This window comes from Cyanobium sp. PCC 7001 (assembly GCF_000155635.1).
Taxonomy (GTDB): domain Bacteria; phylum Cyanobacteriota; class Cyanobacteriia; order PCC-6307; family Cyanobiaceae; genus NIES-981.
In genome coordinates, this window is the sequence record NZ_DS990556.1 from 1835271 (window position 1) to 1855137 (window position 19867).

At 70.0% G+C, this 19867-nt stretch carries 18 protein-coding genes and 1 pseudogene; 13 read left to right on the forward strand and 6 right to left on the reverse strand.

Annotation, left to right across the window (positions count from 1 at the left end; all coding sequences use genetic code 11):
- Nucleotides 1-59 precede the first annotated feature (59 nt).
- The 9 genes from CPCC7001_RS09085 (at nucleotide 60) to CPCC7001_RS09125 (ending at nucleotide 9513) form a co-directional block, all read left to right on the forward strand.
- Nucleotides 60-1037, forward strand: a complete 978-nt coding sequence (locus CPCC7001_RS09085) for a fatty acid desaturase (RefSeq protein WP_006909272.1) — start codon at nucleotides 60-62, stop codon at nucleotides 1035-1037.
- 79 nt (nucleotides 1038-1116) lie between these two features.
- Complete coding sequence (gene rplI, locus CPCC7001_RS09090; RefSeq protein ID WP_006910176.1) at nucleotides 1117-1575, forward strand: 50S ribosomal protein L9; 459 nt, start codon at nucleotides 1117-1119, stop codon at nucleotides 1573-1575.
- Between the two features lie 133 nt (nucleotides 1576-1708).
- Complete coding sequence (gene dnaB / locus CPCC7001_RS09095) at nucleotides 1709-3124, forward strand: replicative DNA helicase (RefSeq protein WP_006909032.1); 1416 nt, start codon at nucleotides 1709-1711, stop codon at nucleotides 3122-3124.
- Entirely contained in the window at nucleotides 3124-3882 is a 759-nt protein-coding gene (locus CPCC7001_RS09100; RefSeq protein ID WP_043368878.1) for a hypothetical protein, read from the forward strand. Before dnaB ends, CPCC7001_RS09100 begins: the two co-directional genes overlap by 1 nt.
- A gap of 80 nt (nucleotides 3883-3962) precedes the next feature.
- On the forward strand, nucleotides 3963-5951 hold the full coding sequence (gene mnmG, locus CPCC7001_RS09105) for a tRNA uridine-5-carboxymethylaminomethyl(34) synthesis enzyme MnmG (protein ID WP_006909166.1): 1989 nt from the start codon (nucleotides 3963-3965) through the stop codon (nucleotides 5949-5951).
- A 19-nt stretch (nucleotides 5952-5970) separates the two neighbouring features.
- Nucleotides 5971-7083, forward strand: coding sequence for an S-(hydroxymethyl)glutathione dehydrogenase/class III alcohol dehydrogenase (locus tag CPCC7001_RS09110; protein WP_006910410.1), 1113 nt, complete (start codon nucleotides 5971-5973; stop codon nucleotides 7081-7083).
- A gap of 94 nt (nucleotides 7084-7177) precedes the next feature.
- Nucleotides 7178-8062, forward strand: a complete 885-nt coding sequence (gene fghA, locus CPCC7001_RS09115; protein WP_006910640.1) for an S-formylglutathione hydrolase — start codon at nucleotides 7178-7180, stop codon at nucleotides 8060-8062.
- Between the two features lie 158 nt (nucleotides 8063-8220).
- Complete coding sequence (locus CPCC7001_RS09120; RefSeq protein WP_225867215.1) at nucleotides 8221-8556, forward strand: PilZ domain-containing protein; 336 nt, start codon at nucleotides 8221-8223, stop codon at nucleotides 8554-8556.
- Nucleotides 8557-8640: 84 nt separating this feature from the next.
- The gene (locus CPCC7001_RS09125; RefSeq protein WP_006909346.1) at nucleotides 8641-9513 is read left to right on the forward strand and encodes a hypothetical protein; all 873 of its coding nucleotides are present in this window, start codon (nucleotides 8641-8643) and stop codon (nucleotides 9511-9513) included.
- Here CPCC7001_RS09125 and CPCC7001_RS09130 read toward each other — a convergent pair.
- Entirely contained in the window at nucleotides 9497-10603 is a 1107-nt protein-coding gene (locus CPCC7001_RS09130) for a glycosyltransferase family 4 protein (RefSeq protein ID WP_006911510.1), read from the reverse strand. The genes CPCC7001_RS09125 and CPCC7001_RS09130 overlap by 17 nt on opposite strands.
- A gap of 56 nt (nucleotides 10604-10659) precedes the next feature.
- Between CPCC7001_RS09130 and CPCC7001_RS09135 the strand changes: the two genes are divergently transcribed.
- Together CPCC7001_RS09135 and CPCC7001_RS09140 are read left to right on the forward strand one after the other, a co-directional pair.
- Complete coding sequence (locus CPCC7001_RS09135) at nucleotides 10660-11271, forward strand: chorismate lyase (RefSeq protein ID WP_006909207.1); 612 nt, start codon at nucleotides 10660-10662, stop codon at nucleotides 11269-11271.
- A gap of 122 nt (nucleotides 11272-11393) precedes the next feature.
- Nucleotides 11394-11927: a hypothetical protein gene (locus tag CPCC7001_RS09140; RefSeq protein ID WP_050757099.1), complete on the forward strand. Its 534-nt coding sequence runs from the start codon at nucleotides 11394-11396 to the stop codon at nucleotides 11925-11927.
- On the opposite strand, the gene CPCC7001_RS09145 is transcribed toward CPCC7001_RS09140, so the two are convergent.
- Genes CPCC7001_RS09145 through CPCC7001_RS09155 form a run of 4 tightly spaced genes read right to left on the reverse strand, consistent with a single transcriptional unit; the run spans nucleotide 11867 to nucleotide 13853 of the window.
- A complete protein-coding gene (locus CPCC7001_RS09145; RefSeq protein ID WP_006909210.1) occupies nucleotides 11867-12388 on the reverse strand; it encodes a DUF1269 domain-containing protein in 522 nt (173 codons plus the stop codon). The genes CPCC7001_RS09140 and CPCC7001_RS09145 overlap by 61 nt on opposite strands.
- A 28-nt stretch (nucleotides 12389-12416) precedes the next feature.
- Nucleotides 12417-13118 (reverse strand): hypothetical protein, encoded by a 702-nt coding sequence (locus CPCC7001_RS09150; RefSeq protein WP_225867216.1) that lies wholly within the window; start codon nucleotides 13116-13118, stop codon nucleotides 12417-12419.
- A gap of 23 nt (nucleotides 13119-13141) precedes the next feature.
- The gene (locus tag CPCC7001_RS15910) at nucleotides 13142-13267 is read right to left on the reverse strand and encodes a hypothetical protein (protein WP_255347431.1); all 126 of its coding nucleotides are present in this window, start codon (nucleotides 13265-13267) and stop codon (nucleotides 13142-13144) included.
- 37 nt (nucleotides 13268-13304) lie between these two features.
- A complete protein-coding gene (locus CPCC7001_RS09155) occupies nucleotides 13305-13853 on the reverse strand; it encodes a SprT family zinc-dependent metalloprotease (RefSeq protein ID WP_006909906.1) in 549 nt (182 codons plus the stop codon).
- Between the two features lie 55 nt (nucleotides 13854-13908).
- Here CPCC7001_RS09155 and CPCC7001_RS09160 point away from each other — a divergent pair, with 55 nt between their 5' ends.
- Nucleotides 13909-14328, forward strand: a complete 420-nt coding sequence (locus CPCC7001_RS09160) for a hypothetical protein (RefSeq protein ID WP_006910813.1) — start codon at nucleotides 13909-13911, stop codon at nucleotides 14326-14328.
- A 7-nt stretch (nucleotides 14329-14335) separates the two neighbouring features.
- Nucleotides 14336-16430, forward strand: a pseudogene (gene ligA / locus CPCC7001_RS09165) (NAD-dependent DNA ligase LigA).
- Between the two features lie 52 nt (nucleotides 16431-16482).
- On the opposite strand, the gene CPCC7001_RS14090 reads toward ligA, so the two are convergent.
- Entirely contained in the window at nucleotides 16483-19647 is a 3165-nt protein-coding gene (locus CPCC7001_RS14090) for a choice-of-anchor I family protein (protein ID WP_198006477.1), read from the reverse strand.
- Nucleotides 19648-19867 lie beyond the last annotated feature (220 nt).

Below are 19867 nucleotides of genomic sequence, written 5' to 3' on the forward strand. Positions count from 1 at the left end.
TCTGCCGATCTTGATTCGTATTGCTACCATCGTAGCGATTGATCAGGACTCGGTCCGTTATGACCGCAACAGCACCAACCAGGGCAAGGGCCCGACTCGGGAGCCGAGGCACCCGCCAGCCGGCCTTCATCAACGGTGGAGCCGATGGTCTCCGCCGCGCCGCCGCCCTGCATCTGCCCCGCTCCGGCGAACCCCAGGCCGCCATCAAGCAGGGCACCCGCTGGGGGACGATCGGCTTCATGGTGGCCATCCACGCGCTCAGCCTGGTGGCGCTGCTGCCCCGGTTCTGGAGTGTGCCGGCCGTGGCCAGCTTCCTGATCCTCTACTGGGTGACGGCCTGCCTGGGGGTGACCGTGGGGTACCACCGGATGCTCAGCCACCGCGCCTTCCGTGTGCCCCGCTGGCTCGAGCGCTTCTTCACCACCTGCGGTGCCCTCAGCTGCCAGCACGGCCCGATCGACTGGGTGGGGCTGCACCGCCACCACCACAAGTTCTCCGACACCGAGGTGGATCACCACAGCAGCCTGCGGGGGTTCTGGTGGAGCCACATGGGCTGGATGTTCCACACGATTCCGGCCATGGCGGCGGTGCCCCGCCTCACCGGTGATCTGGCCCGTGATCCCTACTACCGCTGGCTGAACAACTGGTTCCTGCTGCTGCAGCTGCCCCTGGCCGGACTGCTGTTCTGGATCGGCACCGTGACCGGGGCCGGCGGCTGGGCCCTGGTGCTGTGGGGCATCCCCCTGCGCCTGGTGGTGGTCTACCACTGCACCTGGCTGGTGAATTCCGCCACCCACTGCTGGGGCAGCGTGTCCCACGACAGCGGCGACCAGTCGCGCAACAACCCCTGGGTGGCTGCCCTCACCTTCGGCGAGGGCTGGCACAACAACCACCACGCCTTCCCCCACTCGGCGCGCCATGGCTTCGGCCGCCAGCTCGATCTCACCTGGCAGCACATCCGCCTGATGCGCCGGCTCGGCCTGGCCAGCCAGGTGCGGCTGCCCGCCGCGGCCGCTCTGCGCAGCCTGCGGGGCTGAATCCGGCACGGCCGGCTTCGGCCGGCCCTGTCACGTAGATTGGCCGATCGGCTCGCGATCAGACACCCGTACTTCTCCCATGGCCAAGCGCGTTCAAGTCGTACTCAGCGAAGATGTCCTCAGCCTGGGCAAGGACGGCGATCTGGTGGAAGTGGCCCCTGGCTACGCCCGCAACTTCCTGCTCCCCACCGGCAAGGCGGTGCCCCTCACCCCAGCGGTGCTGCGGCAGGTGGAAGCCCGCCGCGCCAAGGAGGCCGAGCGCCAGGCCGCCCTGCGGGCGGAGGCCGAGGCCTTCCGCACCGCCCTGGCCACCATCGGCCGCTTCACGGTGAAGAAGCAGACCGGCGGCGATGACGTGCTGTTCGGCACCGTGACCAACGGCGATGTGGCCGAGGCCATCGAGGCCGCCACCAAGAAGGACGTGGACCGTCGCCACATCCTGGTGCCCGAGATCCACCGCACCGGCTCCTACAAGGTGCAGGTGAAGCTGCACCCCGAGGTGGTGGCCGAGATCAACCTCGAAGTGGTGAGCCACTGAGCCCGGCCGCCCGGTTCAACCGCGCCTCAAGACCGGCCCCCATCCCCTCGATCCAGGGGCGCCAGAATGACGGACCAACGCCGTGGGCCCCTGCCGGGCCGGCGGTGCCAGCCAGCCAGCGAGCCGTGCAGCAATGGTGAGCGTGCCTGTCAGCGACCGTGATGCCGACGGCGAGGGCGCCCGGCCTGGTCCCAGGCGGGCACGGCTGCGGGATGAGGCCAGCTTCGAGGCCCTGCCCGATTCGGTGCCGCCCCAGAACCTGGAGGCCGAGGAGGCGGTGCTGGGCGGCGTGCTGCTCGACCCCGACGCCATCGGCCGGGTGGCCGATGTGCTGCAGCCGGAGGCCTTCTACCTGAGCGCCCACCGGGAGATCTACCGCACCGCCCTGATGCTGCACAGCCAGGGCAAGCCCACTGACCTCACCGCCATGACCGCCTGGCTGGCGGACACCGGCCTGCTGGAGAAAGTGGGCGGCAGCGGCCGGCTGGTGGAGCTCGTGGAGCGCACGATCTCCACCGCCTCGATCGACCAGGTGGCCCGCCTGGTGATGGACAAGTTCCTGAGGCGCCAGCTGATCCGCTCCGGCAACGAGGTGATCCAGCTGGGCTTCGACCAGAGCAAGCCCATGGAGCAGGTGCTCGATGAGGCCGAGCAGAAGATCTTCGCCATCAGCCAGGAGAAGCCCAGCCAGGGGCTCACCCCCACCGCCGAGATCCTCACCAGCACCTTCAACGAGATCGAGAGCCGCTCGCTCGGCACCTCGGTGGCCGGCATTCCGGTGAACTTCTACGACCTGGACGCCATCACCCAGGGGCTGCAGCGCAGCGACCTGATCATCGTCGCCGGCCGGCCGGCGATGGGGAAGACCTCGATCGTGCTGAACATCGCCAAGAACGTGGCCCAGCTGCACAGCCTGCCGGTGTGCGTGTTCTCCCTGGAGATGAGCAAGGAACAGCTCACCTACCGACTGCTGGCGATGGAGGTGGGCATCGAGAGCGGCCGGCTGCGCACGGGCCGGCTGCAGCAGGAGGAGTGGCCGCTGCTGGGACAGGGCATCAACACCCTGGGGCAGCTTCCGATCTTCATCGACGACAAGCCCAATGCCGGCGTGCTGGAGATGCGCTCGCTCTGCCGCCGGCTGATGGCCGAAAGCGGCAAGGAGCTCGGGCTGATCGTGATCGACTACCTGCAGCTGATGGAGGGCTCCACCCCCGACAACCGGGTGCAGGAACTCTCGCGCATCACCCGGGGCCTCAAGGGCATGGCGCGGGAACTCAACGTGCCGGTGATGGCCCTCTCCCAGCTCAGCCGGGGGGTGGAATCGCGCACGAACAAGCGTCCGATGCTGAGCGACCTGCGCGAGTCGGGCTCCATCGAGCAGGACGCCGACCTGGTGCTGATGATCTACCGGGACGAGTACTACAACCCGGAGACGCCGGACCGCGGCATCACCGAGGTGATCGTGACCAAGCACCGCAACGGGCCGGTGGGCACGGTGAAGCTGCTGTTCGAGCCCCAGTTCACCCGGTTCCGCAACCTGGCGGCCTGATGCCGGTGCCGATCCCGGTGTTCACCGTGTTCAGCGGCCGCACCTACGCGCCGGCGTACGTGGAGCGGCTGCAGCGGATGCTGGCGCGCCACCTGCCCGAGCCCCACCAGCTCACCGTGCTGTGCGACGCGGCCAACCAGCCGGCCATGGCCAGCCTGGGGCTGCCCCATCGCGGCCTGCAGGAGCGGGGCCTGCAGGGCTTCTGCAGCAAGATCCAGCTGTTCGATCCAGATCTCACCGGCACCGAACCCTTCCTGTATTTCGACATCACCCTGGTGGTGCGCTCCAGCCTGGCGCCGCTGCTGGCGTTCGGGGCCGGCAGCGGCGCCGAGCTGGTGGGCGTGCGCGACTGGAACTACCCCACCCTCAACTCCTGCCTCATGCGGCTCAAGCCCGGGGCCGCCACGTCCCGGGTGTGGCAGGCGTACCTGGACGGGGAAGACCATGGCACCCCGGGCCCCAACCAGAACTTCATCCACCGGGTGCTGCGGCGCCACTGCCCCGAGGCGCTCGGCTTCTGGCCGGACGGGCTGGTGGCCTCCTACCGGGGGCTGCGCAAGCTGGCCCGCCGCGATCCTGGCGCCGCCAAGCAGGCCCGCCGGGCCGCCTGCGTGCTCAAGTTCCACGGCAGGCCGCGGCCCCACGAGGTGCTGCGTCCCTGGCGCCATCCCACCCAGACGGTGCTGAAGAACCCGGATCGGCCCGACCTGTGGGGTTACCTCGCCGGTGACATCACCGAGCACTGGCTGCTGAGCTGAGCCGGCTCCGCCAAGCCCTCGCTGCCGGTGCCCGCCATACTCGGGATCAGGCTGCCCCTTGTCCTCCACCCGCGCCGGCGATGCACGTGTCCCCCACCGAATCCTTCGACGTGATCGTCGTGGGAGGCGGCCATGCGGGCTGCGAGTCGGCCGTCACCGCGGCACGGCTGGGGCTCTCCACGGCCCTGTTCACCCTCAACCTCGACCGCATCGCCTGGCAGCCCTGCAACCCGGCCGTGGGCGGGCCGGCCAAGAGCCAGCTGGTGCATGAGGTGGATGCCCTCGGCGGGATGATCGGCCGTCTGGCCGATGCCACCGCCCTGCAGAAGCGGGTGCTCAACGCCAGCCGTGGTCCGGCGGTGTGGGCCCTGCGCGCCCAGACCGACAAGCGCCAGTACGCCCGCCAGATGCTGCAGCTGCTGCAGCACACCCCCAACCTCGCCCTGCGCGAGGCGATGGTGACCGGTCTGGAGGTGGAGCTGGAGCAGCCCACGGAAGCCCAGGGGCCGGGGCCAATCGGCCGGATCACCGGCGTGCGCACCTACTTCGGCAGCGTCTATGCCGCGCCGGCCGTGATCCTCACCACCGGCACCTTCCTGGGGGGCCAGATCTGGGTGGGCCATCAATCCATGCGCGCAGGGCGGGCCGGCGAGCCGGCGGCCGAGGGGCTCACCGAGGCCCTGCAGGCCCTGGGTTTCGCCATGGGCCGGCTCAAGACCGGCACCCCGGCCCGGGTGGACCGGCGCAGCATCGCCCTGGACCGGCTGGAGGAGCAGCCCAGCGATGCCGAAGGCCGCTACTTCTCCTTCGATCCGGCGGCCTGGGTGAGCGGCGAGCCGATGAGCTGCCACATCACCCGCACCACGGCGGCCACCCACCGGCTGATCCAGGACAACCTGCACCTCACGCCGATCTACGGCGGCGTGATCGACAGCAAGGGGCCCCGCTACTGCCCCTCGATCGAAGACAAGATCGTGCGCTTCGCCGACAAGGAGAGCCACCAGATCTTCCTGGAGCCCGAGGGCCGCGACACCCCGGAGATCTACGTGCAGGGCTTCTCCACGGGGCTGCCGGAGCGGCTGCAGCTGGAGCTGCTGCGCACCCTGCCCGGTCTCGAGCAGTGCGTGATGCTGCGCCCCGCCTACGCCGTGGACTACGACTACCTGCCCGCCACCCAGCTCAAGCCCTCGCTGGAAACCAAGCGCATCACCGGACTGTTCAGCGCCGGCCAGCTCAACGGCACCACGGGCTACGAGGAGGCCGCCGCCCAGGGGCTGGTGGCCGGCCTCAACGCCGCCCGCCAGCTGCGCGGCCAGGCGCCGGTGCACTTCCCCCGCGAGACCAGCTACATCGGCACGATGATCGACGACCTGATCACGAAGGATCTGCGCGAGCCCTACCGGGTGCTCACCAGCCGCAGCGAGTACCGGCTGGTGCTGCGGGGCGACAACGCCGACCGCCGCCTCACCCCCCTGGGGTTGGAGCTGGGGCTGATCGATGCACGCCGCTGGCAGATCTACACCGCCAAGCAGGAGGCGATCGAAGCGGAGAAGCGGCGGCTGGCCATGGTGCGGCTCAAGGCGAGCGATCCTGCGGCCGCCGCGGTGGAGGCCGAGACAGGGGCGGCCATCAAGGGCTCCATCACCCTGGCCGATCTGCTGCGCCGTCCCGGATTCCACAGCGCCGATCTGGTGCGCCATGGCCTGGCCGGATCCGATCTGCCGGCGGAGGTGCGCGAGGGAGCCGAGATCGACATCAAGTACAGCGGCTATCTGGCCCGCCAGCAGCAGCAGATCGACCAGGTGCGCAGGCAGGCGGACCGGCCCCTGCCGGCCGGCCTCGACTACGCCGGCATCGGCACCCTCTCCCATGAGGCCCGGGAGAAACTGGCCGCCGTGCAGCCCCACACCCTCGGCCAGGCCTCACGGGTGCCTGGGGTGAGCCCGGCGGACATCACGGCGCTGATGCTGTGGCTGGAGCTGCGCCGGCGGCGTGAGGCCCAGCCGCTGGCCGCCGCGACGGCCCCGGATCCATCCGTGGGCACAGCCTCGGGCCAGGGCGCAGGATGAGGCCAGTCGCCTTGAGCCGATGATCCGCAGCCGTGCCGCCGTGGCCTGGGCCCCGGGCCAGCCCCTGGAGATCACCGAGGTGGATGTGGCACCGCCGCGCGCCGGTGAGGTGCTGCTGCGGCTGGTGGCCACGGGCGTGTGCCACACCGATGCCTACACCCTCTCGGGGGCCGACCCCGAAGGCCTGTTCCCGGCGATCCTCGGCCACGAGGGCGGTGCCGTGGTGGAGGCGGTGGGCGAGGGGGTGACCTCGGTGTCCGTGGGTGACCACGTGATTCCCCTCTACACACCGGAATGCCGGCAGTGCAAGTTCTGCCTCTCGGGCAAGACGAACCTCTGCCAGGCGATCCGCACCACCCAGGGCCAGGGCCTGATGCCGGATGGCACCAGCCGCTTCTCCAGGGACGGGCGGATGATCCACCACTACATGGGCACCTCCACGTTCTCGGAGTACACGGTGCTGCCCGAGATCGCCGTGGCGCGGATCAACAAGGAGGCGCCGCTGGAGAAGATGTGTCTGCTGGGCTGCGGGGTCACCACCGGCATCGGCGCCGTGCTCAACACCGCCAAGGTGGAACCGGGCAGCACCGTGGCCGTGTTCGGCCTGGGGGGCATCGGCCTGGCCGTGGTGATCGGCGCGGTGATGGCGGGAGCCTCGCGGATCATCGGCATCGACCTCAATCCGGCCAAGTTCGCCATCGCCACGCAGCTGGGTGCCACCGAGTGCCTCAACCCCCGGGAGCACGACGCGCCGATCCAGCAGGTGCTGATCGATCGCACCGACGGCGGCGTGGACTACTCCTTCGAATGCATCGGCAACGTGGACGTGATGCGCGCCGCCCTGGAGGCCTGCCACAAGGGATGGGGCGAATCCACGATCATCGGGGTGGCGGGCGCCGGCCAGGAGATCAGCACCCGGCCGTTCCAGCTGGTGACCGGCCGGGTGTGGCGGGGCTCCGCCTTCGGCGGGGTGCGGGGTCGCACCGAGCTGCCCGGTTACGTGGAGCGGGCCCAGCGGGGTGAGATTCCCCTCGACACCTTCATCACCCACACCATGGGGCTCGAGGAGATCAACCGGGCCTTCGCGCTCATGCACGAGGGCAAGAGCATCCGCAGCGTGATCCACTTCTGAGCCGGGCGAGGCGTTTCCACCCCCACCACCGCCCAACCGCTGCCCAGCTGCCCAGCCACCCATCCGAACCCAGCCCTCCATCGCCGCATCGCCCTTGTCCCCGCTCGAGCTGCTCAGTGACAGCCGCTGCTTCGGCGGTTCCCAACGCCGTTACCGCCACCAGTCCCGGGAGCTGGCCTGCTCCATGGTGTTCGGGGTGTTTCTGCCACCGGCCGCCCTGCAGGGCGCACAGGTGCCGGCGGTGTACTGGCTCTCGGGGCTCACCTGCACCGACGAGAACATGGCCCAGAAAGCCGGGGCCCAGCGGCTGGCGGCCGAGCTGGGGCTGGCCCTGGTGCTGCCCGACACCAGTCCCCGCGGGGCGGCGGTGCCGGACGATCCCGACGGCGGCTGGGACTTCGGCCACGGCGCCGGCTTCTACGTGGATGCCACCGAGGCCCCCTGGAGCCGGCACTACCGCATGCACAGCTACGTGGTGGAGGAGCTGCCCCGGCTGGTGGAAGCGGAGCTGCCCCTCACGCCGCGGCGCAGCATCTGCGGCCACTCCATGGGCGGCCATGGCGCCCTGGTGGCGGCCCTGCGCCATCCCGGCCGCTACGGCGCCGTGTCCGCCTTCGCCCCGATCGCCAACCCCAGCGCCTGCCCCTGGGGGCAGAAGGCCTTCACCCATCTGCTGGGGCCGGATCCGGCCACCTGGCAAGGCTGGGATGCCGCGGCCCTGCTGCGCGCGGGGCACCGGGCACTCGGCCCGGATGGCGACACCCCCCTGCCGATCCTGGTGGACCAGGGAACGGCCGATCCCTTCCTCCAGAGCCAGCTCCACCCCGAAGCTCTCCGCGAGGCCGCCGCTGCAGCAGGCCAGCCGCTGGAGCTGCGGCTGCAGGAGGGCTACGACCACAGCTACTACGGCATCGCCAGCTTCATCGCCGACCATCTGGCCTGGCACGCCAGGGCCCTTCTGGGGCCGCTGCAACCCTGATGTCAGCCCCGAATGAGCCAGCCGGGAACGGCTGCTGTAGCAAGCAAGTCGACAGGACTGGGGATGAGCGGTAAGACTGAAATGGATACCCCGTAGGAGCCCCCATGCCGCTCTCCAGCCGCTATCGGCCCAGGAGACTGCGCCGCAACCAGGTTCCCTTGAACAGCGCGGGAATCAACGCCGAACTGGTGCACGAAGGGCAGACCCTCCATCACGGCATCGTGTGGGACCTCAGCTGGGCCGGGGCCTGCCTGCTGGTCAAGGCCAAGCAGCCGCTGCCTGCGCGGCAGGGGATCCAGCTGCTGCTCTATCCCTCGATCGGCCTCGGCGAGGTATGCGTCGTGGCGGAGACCATCTGGTGCCAGATCCACGGCGACCAGTGCTTCGTGGGCCTGCGCTTCCTTCAGGAGGCGGTGATGCAGGGCAGCTTCCTGCACCGCTACCTGGGGGACGAGGGCGGCGGCAACGGCACAGCCACCCTGCAGGCCGCCTGAGGCTGCTCCTGAACCGCCAACCTTCCGCCTCGTCAATCCGGAAAGTTGGCGGTAAGGTTGGCGCCACTTGTCACCGGGGCGGCCGTGACGGCGGTTCGAGGCATACCCACCTCCCGTGCGTACTGGGAGCTGCGCGCCGAGCAGGTGATGAACAACGTGTTCTCACCCGACGCCGCCATTGACGTCGAGATCTGCGAGACACCGCCGCCGCTGTCGGGCGGCCCTCCGCTGGAGCCGGCCAGCCAGATCTCTGAATCGCCGATTCCCCCCTCCGCCCGGTCCAGCAGCCGCCAGGGCAGCCGGACCCACCCACACCACCAGGGCTCAGCCAGCTTCTCGCCCTCCCTGATCCTGGCCAGCGTCAGCATCACGGTGACCCTGCTCTCCGGCCTCGGGCTGATCGCCCTGAATGTGTGGAACCAGAGTCAGCAGGCGATCCGTCAGGAGCGCAACATGCTGATGATCGAGCGGCTCCGCACCATGGGCCCCGTGGCCGCCGAGCCGGCTTCCACCCCGCCCGCCACCCTCGCCGGCGGTGTGGATCCCGCAGCCGCAGACAATGGCCTGCCGCCACCGCCACCGGCTGAGCCCTGGATGGAGGAGCTGGCCACCCTGCCGGCCAGCAGCGCCCCTTCTGCCAACGTGCTCAAGGTTCCCATGAGCAGCCGGGTGGGGAGCCCGGCGCCTGCAGCCACCGGTTCCGGACGCAGCAGCACCCCCTCGGGCGGTGCCGGAGCCTCGGGCGGCGGCGGCGACGCCCCCCACCTGGTGGGGGTGGTGCAGGCCCAGGGCCAGGGCGGCTCCGCCATCTTCCAGATCGGCAACGCCTCCACCAGCGCGGCGGTGGGGGAGACGATCGGCAGTTCGGGCTGGCGGCTCCGCTCGGCCCAGGGCGACCACGTCGTGATCGAGCGTGGCGGGGAGCAGCGCAAGGTGAGCATCAGCGGCGGCAGCTGAGTTCACCGGCCATCAGGGCCCCATACACCGCGTTGATCGCCTCGGCCTCGGCCTGGAGCGAGTGACGGGCCACCGCCCGCTGGCGGGCCCTCAGCCCCATGGCCTCCAGCTCATCGGGGTGATCCAGCAGCCAGAGCAGTTCCCGCGTCAGCGAGGCGGCGCTGCCGGTGTCGAAGCGGCGACCGACCTCGGCGTCGATCAGCTCGGGCCACACCCCTGCCTGGGAGGTGAGCACGGCACAGCCGCAGGCCATGGCCTCCAGAGGCGTCAGCCCGAAACCCTCCCGCCGCGAGGCCGCCACGCAGAGGCTGGTGCAGCGGTAGCAGTCCCGAACGGTGTCGCGATCGAGATCGCCCAGAAACTGGATCCGCTTCTCCAGCCCCGCCGCCGCGATCCGCTGCTGCAGCCGCTCCAGAAAGGGCCGATCCGCCGGCTGCACCAGGCCGGTGAAGAAGGCCCCGTAGCCGGGCCGCGCCGGCAGGGCGGCGATCAGGGCCTCCACCACCAGATCGGTGCCCTTGCTGGGCCGCAGGCGCCCGAAGCAGCCGATCAGCCGCAGGTCGGCCCCATCACCGCCACTCAGCAGCGGCAGAAGCACCCGGGGAGGGGAGGCGCGCCGGTGCGGCCCGACACCACCCGGGCTGTAGAAGGCGGTGTCGACCCCATGGTGGATCGTGGCGCTGACGCAGCCAGGCGGCAGAAAGGCCGCCGAGCGCCCCGACGTGGCAATCACCCCGTCGCAGCGGCGGATCAGCCAGCGCAGCACAGGGCCGGGCCGCTTCGGGGCGGCCGAGGTGAAGAGCAGCCGCCAGGGCTGCCGCAGCACCGACCGCAGCAGCAGCCCCACCAGAATCTCCCCATCCCGGCGGGCATGCCACACCCGCCAGCGGTGCCCGGCCGGCCGACCCCAGCCCTGCCCCAGCAGATCCAGCCAGCCCATTGCCGCGGGCAGGCCCAGCTGGCCGGTGTCGAGCAGGCCGATCGCCAGAGTGCGGCGCTGCAACGGCAGGAGGGCGCGCACGGTGGCCGACACGCCCGTGTAGCGGCGGTGCAGGTTGGCCACGACCACCGGAGGCAGCACCTGGGTCATGGCCGCGGCCGCCCTCTGGCGATTTCTAGGGTAATGAGCCCTGGTGGAGGAGTCTGATGCCGGTGGCTGCCCCAGCTCCATCGCCGACGCTGCTGTGGCAGACCGCCCTCGTGCAGGGAGCACTGCGCCAGGGCTGCTGTGGAGAGCTCACCGGCCCTTGGCGGCTGCTGCTGCTGGGCGACGGCAGTCCCACCCGCCATCTGGAATCCCTCACCGGGTTGCCGGTGGAGATCGAGCTGGTGGCCATGGGCCTGCAGCGGCCGGACGACGGCGCCAGGCCCCCCGCGGAGGTGGAGGAACTGGCGGAACCCCTGATCCGGCGCCAGGTGTGGCTGCGCTGCGGGCCCCACACCCTGGCCTGGGCCGAGAGCTGGTGGAATCAGCAGCGGGCCGAGGAGCACCTGCAGCAGCGTGACCAGCCGATCTGGCGCAGCCTCACCAGCAACCGCGCCGAGCTGTTCCGGGAAGTGGACGGGCTCGGCCAGGTGGACGCCCTCTGGCTGGCGCAGCGCTTCGGCCAGCCGGGGCCGTTCTGGAGCCGTCACTACCGCTTCTTCCGAGGGGGCCAGCCCCTCACGGTGATCCGCGAGGTGTTCTCACCAGAACTGGAGCAGTGGCTCGGGCCTGCCCTGCCGGCCTGGTCGGCCGCGGCACAGGCCGGCATCTAGCGATATGTCAATTTGCAAACTTGGTAACAGCTTGCTACTGCTCAGGCTTGACGGATTGACAGCCCTGAGTTCCTTCTGATCATGGGTGCCATGTTCTCGCAGGCATCCGCCCCGGCAGCCCCATGGCCCAGCCCTCCCCCCTCCATCACGGTTCTCCTCCCCAGCCCGAGTGGCTGAGCCTCACCGAACTCGGCCGGCTCTACGGCATCTCCGCCGTGCTCTGCGGCCGCCAGCTCAGCGCCGCGGGCCTGCGCCAGGACAACGGGGCCCCCACCGCCCACGCCCTGGGCCACGGCCTGGCCCTGCTCGCCCATCCGCGCGCCCACCACCGCAGCGCCCTCTGGCATCGCCAGGCCTGCGGCACGATCCTGGAGCGCCAGGGGCTGCAGCCGGTGGCTCAGAACCGGCTCGTGCAACTCTGGGCCGATCTGCTCGAAGCCCTGCTCAGCGATTCCGGCGCCATCAGCACCTCCCCGGAGGAGATGGCCGCCGAGATGCCGAGCGAACTGGTGGGTTCGGTGAACCTGGAGCTGCGGCAGCGCGGCAGCGGCTTCACCGTGGCGAGCCCCCGGCGGCGCAGCCAGCCGAACCGTGCTCAGCCGAGCCGCAAGCCTTCGGCCTGTTTGCGGGCCCGCTCCAGCATCTCCCGCAGCTGATCCTCGTCCGTGTGGCTGAGGTTGGTGCGCAGGAGGCGGGCGTGGGGCGCATGGGAGCGCAGCCGCTCGATCACCCGATCCGGGGTGGCCTCCCGCACCAGCAGACAGAGCGCGGCAGTGCCCTGGGGCAGGGTCTCGCCGAGCTCCCGCATGAAGCCGTCGTTGATGCCGATGTCGGACAGGGAGCCTGAAGCCGCCCCCACGCCGGCCCCCACGGCCGCCCCCAGCAGGGGGTTGAGAAAGAGCAGGCCCACCAGCGTGCCCCAGAAGCCCCCGCCCAGGGCACCGGCGGCGGTGAGGTTGAGCGCCTGGCGCAGGTGCACCTGCCCCTCCGCGTCGTGCTCCACCACCACGGCGTCCTCCAGGGCGATCAGTTGCTCACGCTGGATGTCCACCAGTTCGCGGCGCACGGCCTCCGCTTCCTCCGCTTTGGGGAAGCCCACCACCACCAGGCTGCTCATGTCAGGGATGCAGACGGCCTCAACCTAATCAGCGGGGCCGGCGGCGGCTCGAGCGCGGCATCGGCCTGGGACCGGCACCACCCTCGGCAGGGGCCGAGCGCCCCGGGGCGCGGCGGTCCTCCGGCGGCGGTGTCACCGCCCCGCGGGGGCGCTGCCAGCGGGGCAGGCTGAAGCTGTCCTCATCGGGCCAGTCCTCGGCTGCGGTCTCGGCTGCGGCAGGCGTGCTGGCCCCGGGCGCGGCGGCGGGGCGCTCCCGCCCCGGGTTGACCGGCACGTCGCCCCCGCGGCGGGAGCGGGCTTCGAGCCGCCGGCGGGGCGCGCTGGCCGGCGCCGGCGCGGGCGTCCGCGCGGGCTGAGGGGCTGACTGGAATTCCCGAGCCGGCTCACCGCGCCGGTCCGGCTGCCGCCCGACCCGCGGCGGGGCCTCCTCCCAGGGCTCCCGCCAGTCGTCCTCGTCGTCGAGGATCCAGTCGAGCTTGCCCTCCACCCAGCGGCCCAGGTCGTTGAGGCGCGGCAGCCCGCCGGCTCCACGGCCGGCCCCACGCCCCGACGGACGCGAGCCAGGGCGAGCCCCGGACACCCCATCCACCAGCTGGCGTCCCGCCGACACCCAGCGGTCGAGATCCCGGCGCACACCGTCGCCACGCCCCGCTGCAGAGAATCGGGACTCCGCGCCGTACCTGGGCTCCGGCGCAGACGGGGGATCGGACTCGGACCAGGGCTCTCGCATGGGGCCATGCCACTGGGACAACGCTATCGAGCCGGGGCGCGGCGCGGCAGCAGATCGCGGCGTCGCCGGGCGAGCCAGCGTTCGCGGCTCAGACCCACCAGCGCGATGCTCAGGCCGCCGATCTGCAGAGTCCAGAGGAAGATGCCCAAGGGATAGGCCCGCACCCAGGCCGCAGCGGCGCCGACCTTAGGCGGCCTGGTGGAAGTCCAGCAGGCAGCTGGGATGCCAGTGGCCGCCGTGGTGGCGCTCGCAGCAGGCCCGGCAGGCCAGGCCGCGGACCCGGCGGCGGTAGGGGGCGGTGATGCCGCAGAGCGGACAGCGGGCGATCCAGCGGCTGGTGGCCACGGCACCGCCCGGCAGCGGGTAGCGGTGCCGCAGGCTCACCTCGAAGCCATCCTGGGCCGCATTGATCGCTGCCATCCGCTGGCGGAAATTGGGGCCGTGCACCTCCTGCACCTGCAGCACCCGGTCCACCCAGGCGTGGATCATCTCGTGGCAGAGGGTGCTGAGCAGGGCCTCGCGGGGCAGGGGATCCAGCAGGGGGCGGGAGAGCACGATCTCGCAGAGGGCACTGCCGTCGGGGCGGCGGCCCCGCCGATAGAGGCCCGCGGTGCGGCGCATGCGGCCATCGCTCCAGCGCAGATCCACCAGCGGCGTGCCGAGCGGAGCCAGGCTGGCGTCGAAATGCTCCCGGTTCAACCGGTGGAACAGCGGCAGCAGGGGCTCAAGCGGCACGCCGGGGGCCTGGTCAGTCAGACTCTGGGGCCATTCAACACAGATTCACCGGCCTATGGACTGGGCTCTGACCCGCGAGATCGGCAGCAAGGCCCTCCTGGCCGGTGCCGGAGCCCTGCTCCTCTACTGGACGATCACGGCGGTGAAGCTGGTGCTCAGTGCCCGGGGCATCAACCCGCTGATCAAACAGTTCTTCACCCAGGTGGCCAGCGGCCAGGTGGACGGGGCCTACCTGCTCACCACGAAGAACTACCGCACCCATGTGAACCGCAAGCAGTTCATCCAGTACCTGGCCGGGCTCAAGCTCAACAAGTACCGCAACCTGAAATCCGGCCGGCCCCGGCTGCAGGAGGGCCAGCTGATCCTCACGGTGAAGCTGCTCACCGAGGCCAAGGAGGAGCTGCCCCTCGATTTCACCTTCGTGAAGGTGGAGGACCAGTGGCGCATCGACCGGATCCGCACCGTCGGCGCCTGAGGCCGGCGTGGCTGGAGCCCCCGAGCCCCTCCGGGACCGCATCGCCGAGCTGCAGCGGCTGCTCACCCAGGCCGCCCACGCCTACTACGTGCTGGATGCTCCGGTCATGGAGGATCCGGTCTACGACCGGCTCTACCGGGAACTGCTGGAGCTCGAGCAGGCCCACCCCGAACTGATCCGGCCCGACAGCCCCACTCAGCGGGTGGGGGGCAGCCCGGCCGAGGGCTTCCGCAGCGTGGAGCACCGCATCGCTCTGCTCAGCCTCGACAACGCCTTCTCCACCGAAGAGCTGGAAGCCTGGTACGCCCGGCTGCTGAAGGTGCTCGACCGCACGCCCGCCGCCGGGGAGCCGCTGCCGGACCTGGCGATGGTGGGGGAGCTGAAGATCGACGGCAACGCCCTGGCCCTCAGCTACCGGGAGGGCCTGCTGGAGCGGGCCGCCACCCGCGGCGACGGTGAACGGGGCGAGGAGATCACCGCCAACGTGCGCACGATCCAGAGCGTGCCGCTGCGGCTGCGGTTGCAGGCCCCCCCCGCCTGGGTGGAGGTGCGCGGTGAGGCCCTGATTCCCGATGGCACCTTCGCCGCCATCAATGCCGAGCGCCTGGCCCGCGGCGAGCCGGCCTTCGCCAATCCCCGCAACGCCTGCGCCGGCACCCTGCGGCAGCTCGATCCCCAGGTGGTGGCGGACCGCCGGCTGGATTTCTTCGCCTACACCCTGCACCTGCCGGACGACTGGCAGCCGGGCCCCGGCGATCCGCCCCGGCCGTCCAGCCAATGGGAGAGCCTGGCGTGGCTGCGGGCGGCGGGCTTCAAGGTGAACCCCAATGCGGAGCTGCTGGCCGATCTGGCGGCGGTGGAGGCCTTCTTCACCCGCTGGGAGCCGGAGCGCCGCCAGCTCCCCTATGCCACCGACGGCGTGGTGGTGAAGCTCGACGACCTGCGTCTGCAGGCCGATGCCGGCTTCACCCAGAAGGCCCCCCGCTGGGCGATCGCCCTCAAGTACGCCGCCGAGGAGGCCCCCAGCCGGCTGCTGCGGCTGAGCTGCCAGGTGGGGCGCACCGGGGTGGTGACGCCGGTGGCGGAGTTCGAACCGGTGGCCCTGGCCGGCACCAGCGTGAGCCGCGCCACGCTGCACAACGCCGACCGGCTGGCCGAGCTGGATCTGCACGCCGGCGACACCATCGTGGTACGCAAGGCCGGCGAGATCATCCCCGAGGTGGTGCGGGTGCTACCCGAACTGCGGCCAGCGGCTGCCAGGCGGCTGGAGCTGCCCAGGCACTGCCCCGAATGCGGCTCGGAGCTGGTGCGGGAGGCTGGGGAGGCCGCCACCCGCTGCGTCAACAGCAGCTGCCCGGCGATCCTGCGCGGGGCCCTGCGCCACTGGGTGAGCAAGGCGGCCCTGGATGTGGATGGCCTCGGCAGCAAGCTGATCGAGCAGCTGGTGGACCGGGGCCTGGTGCGCTCGATCGCCGGGCTCTACCGGCTCGATGCCGCCCTGCTGGCCAGCCTGGAGCGGATGGGGGGAGAAGTCGGCGGCCAATCTGGTGGCGGCCCTGGCCGCCTCGAAACGGCAGCCCTGGCACCGCCAGCTCTACGGCCTCGGCATCCACCACGTGGGCGAGGTGAATGCCAAGGCCCTCGCCAGGGCTTTTCCGAGCGCCGCCGCTCTGGCGGAGGCCGCCGCCGGCGAGTCCGAGCCGATCACGGCGGTGTTCGGCATCGGCGACGAGATCGCCCAGAGCCTGCAGCAGTGGTTCCACACCCCCGCCAACCAGGAGCTGCTGGCGGCGCTGGCGGCGCAGGGCTTCAGCCTGGCGGCCAGTCCAGAGGAGGGCGCCGCTGGAGCGGCGGAGGCGGGCGGCGACGCTCCCTTGGCGGGCCGCACCTTCGTGCTCACCGGCACCCTGCCCAGCCTCAGCCGCCGCCAGGCCCAGGAGCTGATCGAGGCCGCAGGCGGCAAGGTCACGGGCTCGGTGAGCAAGAAGACCAGCTACGTGGTGGCCGGTGAGGAGGCCGGCAGCAAGCTCACCAAGGCTGAGAGCCTGGGGGTGGCGGTGCTGGATGAGGCGGGGCTGCTGGCCCTGCTGGACGCCGACTGACCAAGGGCCCCTGACGGGGCCCGCAGCCTGCCTGGGGAGGACGGCCTCCAGCTCAGAGCATCGGGGTGGACGCCATGTCCTGGATCAGATTGAGCTGGCCGCCCTGAACCAGGTTGTTGTTGCCGCCGATGGTGCCGTCCCGCAGGCTGTGGGCCTGCACATCTGCCAGGAAGGTGCTGCCGGCAGCCTGGTCATAGATGGGGGAGACATCGATGATCCCGGACGATTCCCAGTTGCCGGGGTCGCTGGCACTGGGATCGGTCTGACCTGCGGCCGTGGGCACGGCGGTGCGGTCGATCTGGGCCCAGCGCTCGCTGGTGGCCTGACCGGTGATCGGATCGGTGGCGGTGGGGCTCACCTTCCAGATCGAGGTTTCCTCCTGGCTGAAGTAGGCCGGGGAGACCGAGCGGTCTTCCTGCACATAGACAGAGCCATCCCCCGCCCAGGTGAGGTTGTCGGGGTTGCGGATGATCGTGGCGCCGAAGGCACCCTCCTGGCCGGCGTCGATGACGCCGTCATTGTTGCCATTGGCCGCATCCCAGGCGGCGATCTCCCGATCGCCGTCGTAGATCACGGCCAGATCGGTGCTGTTCGAAGCGTCGATCAGACCGTCGGCGTTGAAGGCCCCGCTGAGATCGAGGCTGATCAGATTGCCGAAGGTATCCGCGCCGCCAAAGGCCGCGTTCCCCGTGGTGGCCAGCACCACTTCCTGGCCATCCTCCGGATTGATGCTGGCGTCCTCGAGGCGGCTGAGCTGCAGGGCACCGAGGGCATTGGCGGTACCGCGCAGGGTGCTCTCGTCCCAGCCCGCCACGTCGGTACCGGAGCCCACCAGCTGCCAGCTACCGGAAGCCGGAGTGGCCAGGGAGAGGAGGTTGAGGTCGGCGGAATCGGGAACGCCCGCCAGCCCGGCATCGGTGCCGATGAGGCCCCCCGGTGTCGGCACCCAGGTGTACACCTCGCCCTGGCTGGCCGCCAGGCCGTTGCGCTCGAGGAACCCGGCGGCGGGATCCGTGGACTTGGTGCCCACCCAGAGGTAGAGCGGAGCGGTGTTGTCGTCCATCAGCAGCACACCCACGCTGTCGCTGCTGCCGGTGTCCACTTGGACGGCCGTTTCCCAGCCGCCCCGACCCAGGCCCGGCAGGGCATACAGGGTGTCGGTGGCGGTGTCGAGCGCGTAGAACAGACCCTCATCCGCTTCCTCACCGGTGAGATAGAGGGCGTCCACGAAGCCGTGACCCTCACCGAAGCGGTTCGCCATCTCGAAACTGCCCGAGCAGAAGCGGTTGAAGCCGCCGCCGATCTGGGCCGCATCGGTCACCAGATTGCCGTCGGCATCGATGATGGAGGTGTAGGCGATCCCACCGGCGATCAGCGCCGACTGGTAGCCGTTGCTGGCGTCGTCATCGGTGTCCTTGTCGACGATCAGCTTGTGGATGCGGGCACCGGTCAGGGCTGCGGTGCCCACCAGGTAGGGCGTGCCGGTGCCGCGGTTGAGCTCGCTGTTGGCCAGCACGGTGTAGGTGCCATCGCCGTTGTCAAAGGCACCCAGTCCATCGAGGATGCCGGTGGGTGCATACACACTGCTGCCCGGCTCCAGGCCGTTGGTGAACTCGCCGTTGGTGAGCAGGTTGCTCACCGCCAGCTCCGGGCCTCCCGCCACATCCTTCAGCATGGTGGGCTCGAAGAAACCGGCGCTGCCGAGGCCGGGAGATTCGATCAGGACTCCGAGATCGAGGATGTCGAGGGTATTGCTCACCTCGTTCGACACCACCAACTGGCTACGGCCCGTGGGACTGTCCTTGGCGGGGATCAGCAGCAGACCCTCGGGTGACAGGCTGCCCTCGATCACCCGATGGCTCACGTAGCGACCATCGGCAGGATTGCTGATGTCGAAGACGGCCAGAGTGGTCTTGAGTCCGCGCTCCATGCCCACGATGGCGTAGGTGCGTCCATCCAGTTTCACCGTGGTGACTGTTTCCGATTCCACCCCCTTGGCGTCGCTGCGGCCGTCGTCATAGGTGCCAGCCGCGAAGGCGATGGTCTGCAGGCTGTTGCCGCTGTCCCAGACCAGGGCACCGGTCTTGGCATCGAAGATGCTCACCGAACGGCCGCCCAGGGAGAGGTTGGTCTGGGAGAGGCTGGTCTGGCCGCCATCCGGGGTCACGATGGTCTCGAGGCGACCATCCGGCGCTGCCGGATTGCGGGCGACATCTTCATAGGCACCGTATTCACGAGCATCACCTTCGTTGGCCGTGATGTAGTACGTGCGCCCCTTCACCTTGAAGGCACTGATGCCATCGGGCATCCGCAGGCCAAGGAACTCCTGACCCAGCAGTGGATTGAACACCCCATCAGTTCCCGCGGCATTGTCCCTGTCGGAAAGGTCAACGGCGAACTGGGAGTAATCCACCGTTCCCAGGGCCTGGATGGCCTCGATGCGCCCGGTCTTGAGATTCACAACGGCAACGCCATTGTTCTCCTGCAGGGTGACATAGGCCTTATCACCCAGAATGCTCACATATTCAGGCTCGATATCCTGTGGAACGGTTGTACCGGCAGGCCCGGAAATCCGCAGGTCAGCAGGAATGTCAAGCCCAGGCTGGTCAAAGCCAAGATCGAGATAATCGAAGCGCGGATTCTTCTCACCCTTGATCGCGATGATACCGATGGAGCCCACCGGATCAACGCTGTAGTCAGCGCTGGGCTGGCCTTCATTGGCGATCACCAGCCTGCGGCCATCCTGGCTGAAGGCGATGCCATCGGGCAGGTAGCCCACGCTCACATCCTGCAGCAGCTGCAGCGTTCCATCCCGCTGCATGCGGAAGAAACGCACCATCCCGGGAGCAGGATTGGCGTCGTAGTCGCCAGGGGTGAGGGCCACAGCCACCAGATCCCCGTAGGCCGCCACCGAGGTGCTCACATAACCACCTCCGTAGCTGAGCCGCTGGATGAGCTGCGGGGAGGACGGATCGGTGGCCTCGGTGATCTGGAGTGTCTCACCACCACCGGAAGACAGGAGGAAGAACCTCTTGCCCACCCGCACATAGGCGGAGATTTCTGATTGGAACTGTTCGCCGCTGGTTCCTTCCGGCGTGAAATCCAAACGACCCACCAGGGCGTCGGCCGGACGCTCCGAGACGTCGTCGTCACGTTTCTGGCCACCGTGCTTCGAGCGGCCTGCGTGTCTGCGCTCCAACGCTTCCAGCTTCTGCATCAGGCGTCTCTCTCGCCGCTTCAGCCGCTCTGACATGTCATCATCTGAGGACAGCTGGTGCAGAACGGATTCCAGCCGGGCGATCCTTGCCTGAAGGCGGGACTTCGTCCGGGCTGGCCAGGTGGCAGCGGCCCCAAACACCCTGCTCTGATCGGAAGCAACCATGGATCAACGTCCAACGGGAGCTTCAAGCTCTCAGGGAAGCAGCCTGCACCCGATA